Origin of the sequence: Streptomyces sp. NPDC050433 (genome assembly GCF_044458565.1) — a bacterium.
In the GTDB taxonomy this organism is placed as follows: Bacteria; Actinomycetota; Actinomycetes; order Streptomycetales; family Streptomycetaceae; genus Streptomyces.
This window is the reverse complement of the sequence record NZ_JBITIB010000019.1, coordinates 55997-69554: the sequence shown is the minus strand read 5'-3', so window position 1 is coordinate 69554 and position 13558 is coordinate 55997. Positions and strand designations below refer to the sequence as shown.

The 13558-nt window shown below is 69.2% G+C and carries 13 protein-coding genes; 8 read left to right on the top strand and 5 right to left on the bottom strand.

The window, feature by feature from the left end:
* The first annotated feature begins 73 nt into the window (after positions 1 to 73).
* The 7 genes from ACIBLA_RS23235 to ACIBLA_RS23205 all read left to right on the top strand — a co-directional run bounded on the left by ACIBLA_RS23235 (position 74) and on the right by ACIBLA_RS23205 (position 5187).
* On the top strand, positions 74 to 223 hold the full coding sequence (locus ACIBLA_RS23235) for a hypothetical protein (protein ID WP_363240463.1): 150 nt from the start codon (positions 74 to 76) through the stop codon (positions 221 to 223).
* Between the two features lie 59 nt (positions 224 to 282).
* A complete protein-coding gene (locus ACIBLA_RS23230) occupies positions 283 to 999 on the top strand; it encodes a M24 family metallopeptidase (RefSeq protein WP_363240462.1) in 717 nt (238 codons plus the stop codon).
* Between the two features lie 86 nt (positions 1000 to 1085).
* The gene (locus ACIBLA_RS23225) at positions 1086 to 2195 is read left to right on the top strand and encodes a hypothetical protein (protein WP_363240461.1); all 1110 of its coding nucleotides are present in this window, start codon (positions 1086 to 1088) and stop codon (positions 2193 to 2195) included.
* Between the two features lie 302 nt (positions 2196 to 2497).
* Positions 2498 to 3097, top strand: coding sequence for a hypothetical protein (locus ACIBLA_RS23220; protein ID WP_399199712.1), 600 nt, complete (start codon positions 2498 to 2500; stop codon positions 3095 to 3097).
* A 187-nt stretch (positions 3098 to 3284) separates the two neighbouring features.
* On the top strand, positions 3285 to 4253 hold the full coding sequence (locus tag ACIBLA_RS23215) for a DUF5996 family protein (protein ID WP_399199711.1): 969 nt from the start codon (positions 3285 to 3287) through the stop codon (positions 4251 to 4253).
* A 56-nt stretch (positions 4254 to 4309) separates the two neighbouring features.
* Positions 4310 to 4753: a VOC family protein gene (locus ACIBLA_RS23210; protein WP_363240458.1), complete on the top strand. Its 444-nt coding sequence runs from the start codon at positions 4310 to 4312 to the stop codon at positions 4751 to 4753.
* Positions 4754 to 4938: 185 nt separating this feature from the next.
* A complete protein-coding gene (locus ACIBLA_RS23205; protein WP_363240457.1) occupies positions 4939 to 5187 on the top strand; it encodes an SCO4226 family nickel-binding protein in 249 nt (82 codons plus the stop codon).
* Between the two features lie 37 nt (positions 5188 to 5224).
* Here the strand turns inward: ACIBLA_RS23205 and ACIBLA_RS23200 are convergent, their stop codons facing one another.
* From ACIBLA_RS23200 to ACIBLA_RS23180, 5 genes are all read right to left on the bottom strand, one after another.
* A complete protein-coding gene (locus tag ACIBLA_RS23200) occupies positions 5225 to 5998 on the bottom strand; it encodes a polysaccharide deacetylase family protein (RefSeq protein WP_399199710.1) in 774 nt (257 codons plus the stop codon).
* A gap of 220 nt (positions 5999 to 6218) precedes the next feature.
* The gene (locus tag ACIBLA_RS23195; protein WP_399199708.1) at positions 6219 to 6872 is read right to left on the bottom strand and encodes a hypothetical protein; all 654 of its coding nucleotides are present in this window, start codon (positions 6870 to 6872) and stop codon (positions 6219 to 6221) included.
* A gap of 138 nt (positions 6873 to 7010) precedes the next feature.
* A complete protein-coding gene (locus tag ACIBLA_RS23190) occupies positions 7011 to 10010 on the bottom strand; it encodes a BTAD domain-containing putative transcriptional regulator (RefSeq protein WP_399199707.1) in 3000 nt (999 codons plus the stop codon).
* 70 nt (positions 10011 to 10080) lie between these two features.
* A complete protein-coding gene (locus ACIBLA_RS23185; RefSeq protein ID WP_399199706.1) occupies positions 10081 to 10401 on the bottom strand; it encodes a GYD domain-containing protein in 321 nt (106 codons plus the stop codon).
* A 49-nt stretch (positions 10402 to 10450) separates the two neighbouring features.
* Complete coding sequence (locus tag ACIBLA_RS23180) at positions 10451 to 10861, bottom strand: SHOCT domain-containing protein (RefSeq protein ID WP_363240452.1); 411 nt, start codon at positions 10859 to 10861, stop codon at positions 10451 to 10453.
* 248 nt (positions 10862 to 11109) lie between these two features.
* Between ACIBLA_RS23180 and ACIBLA_RS23175 the strand changes: the two genes are divergently transcribed.
* The gene (locus ACIBLA_RS23175) at positions 11110 to 13503 is read left to right on the top strand and encodes a tetratricopeptide repeat protein (protein WP_399199705.1); all 2394 of its coding nucleotides are present in this window, start codon (positions 11110 to 11112) and stop codon (positions 13501 to 13503) included.
* Positions 13504 to 13558 lie beyond the last annotated feature (55 nt).

Genomic DNA, 13558 nt, shown 5'->3' with positions numbered 1-13558 from the left:
GAGCGCGACGCGCGCTCCGGGGCGTACCTGGCTGGGCGGGTACCGGCTTTTTCGCTCGTCTACGCTGACATCCGTGGATGCCACACTGAGCGGCGACACCTCGCTGACACTGCCCGAATTCGACGCCCCGCCCGCCGATCCCCTGCCCCTCCTCCAGGCGTGGCTGGACAGCGCGGCCGAGCGTGGAGTGGGAGAGCCTGGAGTTCTGGTACGGCAGCCCTGACCGTCTGCACCGGCGGCTGCGCTACGACCGTTACGTAGGGACGAGACGATGGGGGACAGATGAGCGACGAGGCGACTGCCGAGGCGACCCGCGACGAGGCGACCCGTGCCGAACACCTGTTGAGTGCCCAGGCCAAGGCCGCCGAACTCTTCGCCGAGATCGAGTCGCGCGGGCTGGTCGCGCCGGGCGTGGGCGAGCAGGCGGTCAGCGACCGGATCCGCGACCTGGCCAACGAACTGTTCGGCCCGACCCGCCACTGGCACAAGCGCATCGTCCGCTCCGGACCGAACACCCTCCACCCGTACCGGGAGAACCCCCCGGACCGGGCCATCGGCCAGGACGACATCGCCTTCGCGGACTTCGGCCCGATCTTCGAGGAGTGGGAGGCCGACTTCGGCCGTACCTTCGTCCTCGGCGACGACCCCGTCAAGCACCGGCTGCGCGACGACCTGCCCGAGGTGTTCGCCGCCGGGCGCCGCGCCTTCGACGCCGACCCGGACATCACCGGCGCCGCTCTGCACGCCGAGATCGGCCGGCTGGCCGCCGAACGCGGCTGGGAGCTGGGCGGTTGGCATGCCGGGCATCCGGTGGGCGAGTTCCCGCACGAGAAGATCGACGGCGCCGACATCGAGTCGTACATCGCGCCCGGCAACGGCACCCCGCTACGACGACCCGACCGCGCCGGACGCGTCTGCCACTGGATCCTGGAGATCCACCTCGTCGACCGCGACGGCGGCTTCGGCGGCTTCTACGAGGAACTCCTCGACCTCGGCTGAGCCCCTCGTACGCCTGTGTGAGGATGATCCGATGTCGAGCGGTCCTGGGGAGAACCGGTCGCGCGAGAAGGGGCGGGGAGAACACCATGGCCGAGCACGGGTCTTCAGGTTCGTCGGGTTCATCAGGTTCGTCCATACCGGACGAGGAGTGGGAGCGTTTCCTGCGGGACGCCGAGTCCGGCACGCGAAACGCGCCCGAGGAGCCCTCGGCGCGGGCCCGGATGGTCGAACGGCGCCTGCGGGACGAGCCCGGCCCTCCCGCGGGGTGGCGGACCCACCAGCCGCCGCCGCGCCGACGGCGGGTCAAGGCGTGGTACGTGGTCGGGCTGCTGCTCGCGGTCGCCCTGCTGGTGGTGGCGGTGGATCCGGGGCGGGTCGTCGGATGGTTCGACGGCGGAAACGGCGAAGGAAACACCGCGGGCGCTTCGTCCGCCCCCGAGCGTCCGGCAGCCCAACTGCCCACGCCGGAAGAGCCGTTCAGGGGATCACCGGCGGCGGAATGGGACGACGGGACGGCCGGGATCAGCATGCCCGAGGCACGGGCGACCGGTTGGATGACCAAGGAAGAGGTCGCGCAGGCACTGGACGAGACCCGGAACTTCCTCGCCGCCTCCAGCCTGGATCCCGACGTCCTGCGCGGGGAACGGCCGGAGACGGCGATCGCGTTGATCAACCCGCACCAGCGCGACGTCCAGGACTACTTGGCGACCGCGTTCGGCGAGCCGAGCCAGGAGGACGACCCTCTGCTGCTGTTCAGCCGTTTCGCGCAGACGAAGGTGCGGCTGGTGGGGGACGTGGTCAAGACGCGGGGAGAGATCACGTTCCGCGAGGGCAAGCGCGGCGCGCTTGAGGTGACCGCCGATGTCACCTACGTCTACCCGGTCGTCCGCGCCGCGCCGGGCAGCGACGAGGTCGCGCGCACGATCGCGCGCCGCGAGACGGTGCTGAGCTGGGACGACCCGGAAAAGGTGATCACCGAGCCGGGCACGTTCTCCCTCGTCTCCTACAAGGTGGACGCCACCAACGGCGGCTGTGGCGACTCCACGGGCTACTTCAACCCCGAATTCATGGCCGAACGCACGGTCAAGGATCCGGGAAACGGCCCCGAGGTTGACCCGTACGACCGCAGCACATCGATGGACACCCGCATGCGAGAGGGCGCCGAAACGGAGTGCGGAACCGCCACCCGATCCTGAATCCCGCCCTCCCCGACAGGGCGGGATCGGGCCCCCGCGCTGCCGCTGTTCCTGCCCGGCATCGGCTCCGCGAGCGCGTCTCCGGTCCGGATATCAGGATTCATCGCTCTGTCCTTTCATGAGCCAATAACCAACGGTGAGACCTTACCGCTGACGGCAGAAATAGTGTCGTCATTGAACTCGACGTAACGGCTTATTCGCCATTCGGCTGAGCCCGTCCACCCGTCCAGTGGGAACTGGCCGGTCGATTTCGTGATAGAGTTTAGCGAATTCACAGGACGCCACAAAAAAAGGGGAATGGCGTGAATACCGAGAAGGTCACCGCCCGACGTCTTACGGCCGGGGAGGTTGCAGAGTTGGGGCTCCAGGACACCATCTTCGTCTCGGCAGAGATGGCTGGCCTTCCTCTCGACTGCTACGCCCCGGCTTTCCTCACGGAGCCGGGTAAGAATTCCGAGGGAGGGTCCTTCGCCGCGAAGACGGTCTTCGGTGACGAAATCCACGTCCTCCCGGACAATGCCGAAGAGCGCGGGATCTGGATCGCCGACAAGGCGGGAGAAGAAATCGAGGTTCTCAAGAGCGCCGGCGTCCTTCTGAACCTCGCCCTGTTCGTACCCGACGGAAACAGGGAATCTCTGGAATCGCTCTACTCCGCCGCACGCGACGCGTTCGGCGCGGGCATCGTTCAGCGCTGGAGCGAGGAAGTCGTCGAGGTGCCGGACGTCAAGGTCGACCTGTTCGAGGAGCCGGCCCGGGGGCGGAAGAACACGAGCGGTCAGAATCGCGACCGCCGTGCCCTCGACATCTACCCCACCCGTGTGCGGTTCCTGGAGCCCAGCGACGGCTGGCGGTTCATTGTCGAGCCGCACAAGGAGATCGTCGACGAGACACCGACGATCTGACCTGCCGGCCGCCTGAGGAACACCGCGGTGGCACAGACGCTCGGCTGGGATCTCCGGATCTCCCAGCCGAGCGTTTCGCATTGAAGCGGGCTTCAGCGCGCCCGAAGTTGCGGGGGGATCGGAAGGCTGTGCAAGGTGGAAAGGACGGGGAACGCGTCCCACGCCGCCGAGCAGAGGGACCACCATCATGGGGACGACGGAAACCTTCCGAGCCGGGTCGGCGTGGCCGCGGTTGCGCGTCGACGATTGGACCGAGACCCGCGAGACGCTGCACATGTGGGTTCAGATCGTGGGCAAGGTCCGGTTGGCGCATGCTCCGCTCCTCAACCACTGGTGGCAGGTGGCCTTTTACGTCACTCCGCGAGGGCTGACCACCTCGGCCGTCCCCTACGGTTCCGGCGCCGGTGCTCGCGCCCCTGCCGGAGTCTTCGACATCGAGTTCGACTTTGTCGACCACATGCTGCGTCTGCGCACCAGCGACGGCGGTGCCCGCAGCATCGCCCTGGAGTCCATGCCGGTGGCCGACTTCGACGCCCGTGTCCTGCGATCGCTGGACGAGCTGGGCGTACCCACCACCATCCAGGACCATCCGAACGAGGTCGAGTCGACGGTCCCGTTCTCGACGGACCACCAGCACCACACGTACGACCCGCTCGCGGCCCAGCTGTTCTGGCGGCAACTCCTCCAGGCGGAGCGCGTGTTGAGTGCGTTTCGGTCATCCTTCGTCGGCAAGGTCAGCCCCGTGCACTTCTTCTGGGGGGCGATGGACCTGGCGTGCACCCGGTTCTCAGGGCGCCGCGCCCCCGTCCATCCCGGAGGCGCGCCGAACTGCGGTGACTGGGTCATGGTGGAGGGCTACTCGCACGAGCTGAGCAGCTGCGGATTCTGGCCCGGCGGCGGGGACGAAGGGGCCTTCTACTCGTACGCGTACCCCGAGCCCGCCGGGTTCGCCGACAGCCCGGTCACCCCGCCGGAGGCTTTCTACAGCCGCCAGAACGGGCAGTTCCTGCTGCCGTACGAGGCGGTACGCACCGCCGACGATCCCGATCGCACACTCTCCGGCTTCCTGCAGAGCACCTATGCGGCAGCCGCGGACGGGGCCGGCTGGGACCGGGCGGCACTGGAGACCGATCCGGAGCGCTGGGCCGACCGGTGAGCGTGAGTGCGAGCCGGGCGCGGAGACCGGAAAACACAAGCGGAAGGACAACCCTCATGACTGCCAGTGCCGACTGGCCGGTGCCCGAGCAGGGCCTCGTGCTGACCCACTTCCTGACCGTGCGGGACGTCGCGACCTCACGCCGCTTCTACGCCGAGGTGTTCGGCGGTCAGGTGGTGCTGGAGGAGAACCCCTGCATCGTGAAGATCGCCAACGGCTGGATCATCATGAACCCGGGCGGCGGCCCCACCCCCGACAAGCCCGACATCATCCTCACCGCCCCCGAACCCGGCGACCCCGTGTCCGCCTTCCTGAACGTCCGGGTGGCCGACATCGCGGCCTTCTACGAGCAGGCGCGCGCCAAGGGCGCCCGGTTCCTCACCGAGCCCCTCGACCGCAAGGCCGAAATCCGCTGCTACATCAAGGACCCGGACGGCTACCTGATCGAAGTCGGCCAGGCCACCGGCATGTTGGAAGGCATCTTCGCGGATCGCGGCTGACAGCATCGGACGGTCAACGGCTCCGAGAGGCAGCATCCATGGCGCCACGCCTCCCTGGCCGGCACCACCCTCCGGCCGGCATTCGCCATCACGGCCGTACGGGAGCACGATGGAAGAGACGTCGCCGGCAGGGGGATCTCGCGATTCGGAACGCCGGGACGTGAAACGGAAGGAGGTACGACGTCATGACCCAGTTCATGGACGTCCACCACGGGATGAAGGGCATCACCGCCGACCAGCTGAAGCAGGCGCACCAGGCGGACGTGGCCATCGAGACAGAGGAAGGCGTCCGCTTCGAGAGGGTGTGGGCGGACCCGCAGTCCGGCACGGTCTACTGCCTCTCCGACGCCCCCTCGGCCGAAGCGGTCCAGCGCATTCACGAACGGGCCGGCCACCAGGCCGACGAGATCCACTCGGTCCCTCTGACCGTGTGAGGATCGTCCCGGTGAGCTGTGCCTCGCACGCGACTGCTCAGCGCACCGGGAAGCCGAAGGAGTAGCCCTGCTCCTTGAGCCAGGGAAGGGTCCGGCGCAGGGCCTCGACGGTCTGGGAGCGCTCGCCGCCCGCGTCGTGGAAGAGGAGCGTGGGCCCGTTGGGCAGCTCCCGCTGGACGGTGGCGACGATGGCGTCCGCGCCCGGCTGCTCGAAGTCCTTGGTGTCCACGTTCCAGCCCAGCGGGCGCATGCCACGGGAGGCGGCGAGTTCACGGCTGTAGGGGGTGAACGCCCCGCCGGGCGCCCGGTAGTACATCGGCCGTACACCACCGGAGGCCTCGGTGATCATGCGTTCGGTGTCGAGGATCTGCTGGGACTGGTAGGCCTCGGACTTCTTGTCCATGGCGGTGTCGTGCGACACCGAGTGGTCGCACAGCCGGTGCCCGTCCGCGACGACCTTCTTCACGAGGTCCGGGTGGGCCTTCGCCTGCGTACCCACCATGCAGAACGTGGCCTTCGCCCCGTTCTCCCGCAGCACGTCCAGCACTTGAGGGGTCCATTCGGGGTCGGGGCCGTCGTCGATCGTGAGGTTCACGCCCCGCGCCCCCTCGTCCGAGGCGTGCACGATCTCGGGGGAGACCGGCTTGACGGCGTCGCCCGGCGTGGCGGACGGGGACGGCTTCGGCGACGCGCTGTCCACGGAACCGGCCTGTGCGGTCCACACCGAGGCACCGGCGGCCAGCACCGTCACCCCGAGCACCGCCCCGATCAGCTTCCCGTACCAGCCCCGCTCGCTGCCGTGCCGTGCCATGTCCGCCCTGCTTTCGCGTAGTCCCTCGCCGTTCCCCGGTCGCCTTCCGACCAGCTGACAGGACGACGGGCGCCGACCACGGGATGCGCCCGTTACCGATCACGAACAATCCCGTGGGAGTTCGGGGACAACGGAAGCGGCCCAGGCCGTCCCGCACCGACCGGCGCGGGACGGACATGGTCGGTGGGTCAGCACATGAGGGACCAACCGATTCCGGTTCTCAGTTGGCCCAGACGACCGGCTCGTCGCTGTACGCGTCACCCTCGTCGAAGGAGGCGGCCGTGACGGCCTCGCCCTTCGTGGCGCTCAGCGAACAGGTCTCGTACGACGCGCCCTTGGTCTTGAACTCGGTGGGCGCGGTCTCGTTGTCGCACTTGTCCGGGATGTCACCGATCAGCACGACGCCCGTGGTGCCGCCGCCGTCCAGCACGCCGTTCAGCTTGAGCGACGCGTACGAGAGATCGGTGCCGCCGACGTTCTCCACCTTCATCTTGATGAAGTAGGGCGTCATGCCCGCTGCCTTCTCGCCGAAGGCGGCCATGTCGGACTCGGCCCCCTTCTCGATCGCCGTGACGGTCACGGCGATGGTGCCCTTCTTGTCGCTGGTGTACTCGAACGGAACGACAGCCCTGTCGCCGACCTTGAGTTCCGTTCCCGGCGCGGTGGTGTCCCCGTCGGCCGGGGCGTCGTCACCGGCGTCCGCGCCCTCGTCGCCAGGCTCGGACGTGGCCGGGTCCGGGTCCGGGTCGGATTCCGGGGTCGACGCCGCCGGCGTGTCCTTGGCGGCCGACCCCTCCTCGTCGTCGGTGCAGGCCGAGAGCCCGAGCGCCATGGTGACCAGAGCGGCCGCGATTGCGATGCGTCCCTTTTGCACTGCTGTTACCTCACTGCTCACGAGAGCTGTCCCATCCGACAGCCTCGAAGGTTCGATTGCCTTGTTGAGGCGCACCGTGACACACCGCGGAATACGGCGAGCACATGCCGGGAATACGAGGTGAGCGGGGGTACGGGCTCAGTGGATCCTGGCCCGAACGGCAGCCGCCTCGTCGGTCAGATCCCGCGCGGCGACGTCGTCTCCCGCCGCGGCCCGCAACCCGGCGAGTTTCTCCAGAACGCCCGCGAGCAGGTACGGGTAGTTGATACCGCGGGCCACCTCGACCGCGTGCTCCCCCCGGTCGATCGCGGCGCGCAGATCGTCACGGTCGTCCGGGTCGTACAGCCGGAGATCGAGCAGGTCGACGAGAACACGGGCCTCGAACATGGGGTCATGGCTCGTGCGCGCGACCTCGACGCCTTCGAGCAGCCGGCGGCGCGCATCGGCGTACTCACCTCGGGCCAGATGGAGACAGCCCCATGCGTGGGCGGTGTAGAACGTCCCCGACGGCCCGATGTCCCGTACGTGCGCGGTCAGTTCGGTGAACGACTCCGCCGCCTCCGCATGCCGGCCGAGTGCCAGTTGCGCCTGGCCGAGCCAGTAGGTGTCCCGCGCGATCAGGGTCCGGATTCCCTGCTTCCGCGCCCCGGCGACGATCTCCGCGAGAACCTCTGCCGCGACCTCGGGTCTCGCCGCCTGCAGGTGAGCGAGGCCGACCTGAGAGTACGCGTGCAGTGCCGCCGCCTCCTGCCCGGCGGCCATGAGCCGTTCCCAGGCCTCGCAGCCCGCCGCGATCGCCTCGGTCAGACGGCCGTTGGGTACGAGGAAGAACGGTGCGTTGCCCAGCGCCTCCAGGTAGCCCCGCCGGTCCCCCATCCGCTCGAACAGGCCCATGGCCTCGGTGTTGGACTCCTCGGCCGGACCGTACCGACGCCGGGTGTAGCACAGTCCGGCCATCGAGATGAGCAGTCTGGCCCGGCCTCGCACATTGCCCGCGGCCGTGGCCAGGCCCATCGCCGTCCCGTAGCACTCCTGCCAGTCGTCGAAGTACCGCTCGGTCTCGAACAGCGCCTGCCCGCCCACGGCCAGCTCCCAGCAGAGCTCGTCCCTGCCCAGCTGCGCGGCTTGCCGCACACCCGCCACCAGCGGGATACGCTCCGAATCCAGCGACACCATCGGCGTCACAGTAGGCGGCAGGCTCTCCTCCACCCGCTCCGGCCGCCAACGGGAGGCGTCCCGCTGGAACCTGTTCTGTCCCATGTGGTCTCGGTCCGCGATGTCCGTGAGGGCCAGGAGGGCACTGAGGACGCGGACGACGGCCTCGTCCCGCGCCTCCACCGGCTCCTCCATCTCCGCGCGTTCCCTCGCGAAGGCGCGGATCAGATCGTGGAAACCGTAACGGGCCTGGCCGTTCGGCGTTCCGGTGACGTCGAGCAGATGGACGTCGACCAGCTCGTCGAGGAGTTCCTGGGCCACGCGCAGTTCGGTGTCGACCGCGGCGGCTGCCGCCCAGAGCGGGAAATCGGGTGCCTCCAGGAGCCCGAGGAGCCGGAACAGCCGTCGCGCCTCGGGCCGGAGTCCCGCGTAACTCAGCCCGAAACTGGCCCGTACCTCAAGATCGCGGTAGCGGAGCGTGTCCAGTCGGTGCTGTTCGTCCGCCAGCCGCGACACCAGGTCCGCCAGGTGCCAATGCGGTCGTGACACCAGGAGCGAACCGACGATCCGGAGCGCGAGCGGCAGCCGCGCACACAGTCCGACCAGTGCGGACAGCTCGGCCCGGGTGGCCGAGGCCAGCCGGTCGCCCGTGCTGCCGCGCAGCATGGCCAGGCTGTCGGCCGCGGACATCTCGTGGAGCGGGACCCGGTGCGCGCCGCCGAGACCGCCCAGCCGCACGCGGCCGGTGGCGATCACACCGCACGTACCGCTGGCCGGCATCAGGGGAGCCAACTGCTCCTCGTCGAAGGCGTCGTCGAACACCACCAGGATCCGGCGTTCCGCCAGCATGCTCCGGTAGAGATCCGTACGCTCCTCCGGATCGTCCGGCACCGCGGTGGCGGGCACGCCCAGAGCGCGCAGGAAGCGGCCGAGTACGGTGGCCGGTTCGGCCGGCTGGGTACGTGTACCGGCCAGCGCCGCGAACAACTGCCCGTCGGGATAGGCGGACTTGAGGCGATGCGCGGCCTGCACCGCGAGCGCGGTCTTGCCGGTCCCACCGGGGCCCGAGACCGTCACCACGGCGGCCGGCTGATCGGCGGCGCGGTCCGTGCGGAGCACCGCCTCGATCTCCGCCAACTCGGCCTGCTGGCCGCTGAAGTCGCCGAGAGTCGGAGGCAGCATCCGGGGGCTGTGGGCGTTCCGGTGTTCCGGCTTCCCGGTCGCGACCGGGAGAGCGGTCGTGGGATGTGGGGGATCCTCACCGAGAATGGTCCGGTGCAGGTCCCGCAGCGTCTGACCGGGCTCCAGGCCGGTCTCCTCGGCCAGGATGCGGCGGACCTGGAGATAGGCCAGCAGCGCGTCCGCCCGCCGGCCGCAGCGGTACAGCGCGAGCATGAGCTGGGCCCACATCCGCTCACGGAACGGGTGTTCCATCGTCAGTGCGGTCAGCTCACCGAGAAGCTCGCCGTGCCGGCCGAGCCGCAGGTCGACGTCGATTCGCTCTTCGAGTACGCCGAGCCGCAGTTCGTCGAGGCGAGCGGCCTCCGAGGTCAGGGCCGGTACGTCGGCGAGCCCGGCGAACGCGGGCCCCCGCCAGAGGCCCAGGGCCTCGTCGAAGAGCCGCCGAGACTGATCAGGATCACCGGCGGCCAGCGCAGCTCGGGCCATGTCCACCAGATCCTCGAACCGCGCCGCGTCCAACTCGTCACGTCCGGCGCGCAATAGATAACCAGGACCCTCCCTGGCGATACGCCGCGGATCCCCCAGGTGCTGCCGGAGCCGGTGGACGTAGGTCTGCACGTTCTTGGCGGCACTCTTCGGCTGCTCGGCGCCCCAGATCGCCTCCGCCAGCGCATCGCCGGAGACGACCCGACCCGCCCGGCACAGCAGAACCGCCAGGAGTAACCGCCCTTTCGGCGTCCCCAGTTCGACCGCGACGCCGTCCCGCCGCACGGCCAGCGGGCCCAACACCCCGTAGTCCACAGCCGCCCCCGTCAGTCGCCGTCAACTGTAACGGCGCGCGGCGGGGGTCAGCCTCGGAGAGTGGCCCGGGTTACGGGCCGGGGGCACGGAAGTTCACCTGCCGGCGGGCCGCCTCGTCGATCTCGTCGATGGTGAGGAGCGGGGTGGCCCGGGTGTGGAGCCCGCCGCTGGCTTTGACGGTGAGACTGACAGCGGCCATGGAGACCGGGTCGGGGAAATCGACGATGAGCACGGTGTCGTCCTCCCCGAAGGCGAAGTACATGGCCTCGACCGTCCCGCCGAGGCCGGTGACGACCTGCTCGACGGCGGCCCGCCGACCACTCGCGCCTTCGCTGAGCAGGCCCTTCGCGCCCTCGGAGGTATAGGTGGCTTGGATGAGGAACTTCGTCATAGGGACGCTCCGTACCCAATCGGTCCACCAGGCGCCGGGATTGGCGGCGTCAGTGGAGAACCTTGGTCTTCGCCTTCTCGAATTCCTGATCCGAGAGGGCACCCTTGTCATGCATCTCGACGAGCTTCGCAAGTTGCTCCGCATGGCTGCTGCCGTCGCTTCCGGCAGTCGCGCGGATGTAGGAGTCGAAATCGCGCTGTCGGGCCCGCGCGTGGTGCTGCTCACGCTTTCCCATGCCGCGACCGCGGACGGCGATGTAGACGAAGACCCCGAGGAAGGGAAGGAGGATGACGAACAGCAGCCAGCCGGCCTTGACTCCTCCGGGCATGTCGTCCCTGACGATGTCGGCGATGACTCTGAAGAGCAGAATCAACCACAACACGCTCAGGGCGAAGAAGAGGACCGTCCAGAACGCGCCCAGGATCGGATAGTCGCTTGCCAGGTTTATTTCTCCGGTCATGGTTTTTTCTCCGCTCGTAGGGGACGGTGCATGCGTCCTTGCCCCCGGCCCCGCGCTACGCCTTTACCGAAGTCGGCGGCTGCGCGATCCCACGGATGCGGGAACCCTCACGCTCATGGTGCGGCTTCGGCAGGCAACCTGCCACCCGGACATGTCGCACCACGAGGCACGGTTGCCAAGGCGGTCTGTGAGAGCGGTCTGTGAGAGCGGTCTGTCAGAGCCGTTGCCCTGCTGCCAGACTGAGACGCATGGCTGGGAGTGCGCGTCCGTCGATGCAGGAGCTCATCAACATCCGCCGGCATGCGGGATTCGTGGGACGGCGTAGTGAACTCGACCTCTTCCGCACGAACTTCGACACGCGACCGGAAGACCCGGAGCATCGGTTCGTCTTCCATATCCATGGCAACGCCGGCGTGGGTAAGACGACCCTCGTACGCGAACTCGTCCGGATCGCGCACGAGCGCCAGGCGCTCACCGTCACGGTCGACGAGGCCGTGAACAGCGTGCCCGAGGTGCTGGAAGCGCTGACCGCGCGGTTCGCGCGGCTGGGGCACCCGCTCAAGGCGCTCGACCGGATGCTCGCGACCTACCGCCGTCGGCGGGACGAGGCGTCAGCCGCGTCGCTCGCGCAGCCCGAGCAGGGTCCGACGGCCGCATCGCTCACCGCTGCGCAGGCCGGCCTGATCGGCCTCGGCATGGTGCCGGCGGTCGGCGCCCTCGCCGCCGCCGTCGACCCGGCTCAGCTCGCTCGCGGCGCCGACCAGGTACGGGCCGCCCTCAGTACTCGTACAGGCAGGCCGGAGGACGCGCAGCTTCTCTCCGAACCGATCCACGCCCTCACGCCGACCCTGGTCGCCGAACTGGACCGTGTCGCGTCCCACGCTCCATGGATCGCGATCTTCTTCGACACGTACGAACGCACCGGACCGTTCCTCGACACGTGGCTGCGCGATCTCGTCATCGGCGGACGCCACGGCTCGCTGCCCGCGAACGCCGTGATCACACTGTCCGGTCAGGGCCCGCTCGACCCCAACTGCTGGGCGGACCACGCCGACTTGGTGACCGAGATCCCGCTCGCGCCCTTCACCGAGCCGGAAGCGCGGCAGCTCCTGGCCGCCAAGGGAGTGCGGGACGAGAAGGTGGTGCGGGACGTACTCAGGCTCTCCCGCCGCCTGCCCGTCCTGCTCTCCACGCTCGCGGAGAACGCCGCTCGTCCGGGCGATGTGGACGATCCCAGCGCCACCGCCGTCGAGCGCTTCCTGAAATGGGAGCGAGACCCGGTCCGCCGCGCGGCGGCCCTTGCCGGAGCGTTGCCACGGAGGCTGAACGAGGACATCTTCATGTCCGCTGTCAGTGACGCGGGAAGTTCCGACCCGACCGCTCTGTACGACTGGCTGCGCACCCTGCCGTTCGTGAGCGAGAGCGGAGGCTTCGCTCACTACCACGACGTGGTACGCGACCCGATGCTGCGGCTCCGGCGTTCCGTGTCACCCGATCGATGGCGTGCGGCCCATGGCCGCCTGGCGGAGTCGTTCGGACAGCGGCGGGAGTCCGCCGGGGCGGGACTGGCGTACGGGGAGCAGGTGGAGAGAGAAGCATGGTGGGTCGAGCGCCTGGAGGAGATCTACCACCTGCTGTGCGCCCAGCAGCGGCCGGCCTTCGCGCAGGCGCTGAACGACGGTCCCGCGGCATGCGGCGAAGGGGCGGAATCGGCACGACGCTGGGCCCAGGTGTTCGCCGAGGCCGGTGAGGCCACGGCGGACGACGCGTTGCGCGACTGGGGAACCGGCTGCCTGGCCGCGTTGGGGGACGAACAGCGGGGTGTCGAGAAGCTGCTCGGCATGCTGCTGTCCCGGACGGAACTCGACGACGGGGCCCGCGCGAGCGCCTTCGTGATCCGTGGCGAGGAACGCAGCGACGCGGGGAGGTACGCGGACGCCTTCGCCGACTTCGACCGGGCTATCGCGCTGGCCCCGCAGCGGGCTCGTCCGTATACGGGCCGGGCGCTGGTACACCGCGCACTCAGCCAGTACGAGCAGGCGCTGGCGGACCACGACCGGGCCGTCGAACGACGGGTGACCGGCGTGCGCGCCTTCTGGCACCGGGGCGAGACGAACAGGATCGCCGGTCACCCCGAGGCGGCGGTGGTGGACTTCGACCAGGTGCTCGGCATCGATCCCGGTCATGTCCCGGCCCTGGCCAGCCGCGCGCGAGTGGCACACACGCAGGGGCGGCCCGCGGCAGCGCTGGCCGACCTCGATCTCGCCCTTGACATCAAGCCCGACCACATCTGGTCCCTGGTCCGTCGCGCTCAGGTACGGCGCTCGCTGCAGGACACCACCGGGGCGTGGACGGACCTGGACAGGGCTCAGACGCTGTCACCACGAAACCCGTGGATCGTGGGAGAGCGAGGGGAACTCCTGCGACAGGAAGGACGGCACACGGAGGCCATAGCCGAGTACGACCGGGCACTCGCGCTGGACCCGGGCTACTCCTGGGCGTTGGGCAGCCGGGCGATGGCGAACGAGGCACTCGGCAGACCCACGCAAGCCCTGACCGACCTCGACCGTGCCCTCGCCATGAACCCGTCCTACAACTGGGCTGCCCAGCAGCGTGAACGTATCCTCGCCACAACGCTGTAACTGGACTCACCGGTTGCTTGACGGTTGCTGATCGGGTGACCCGCAACGCTACGGT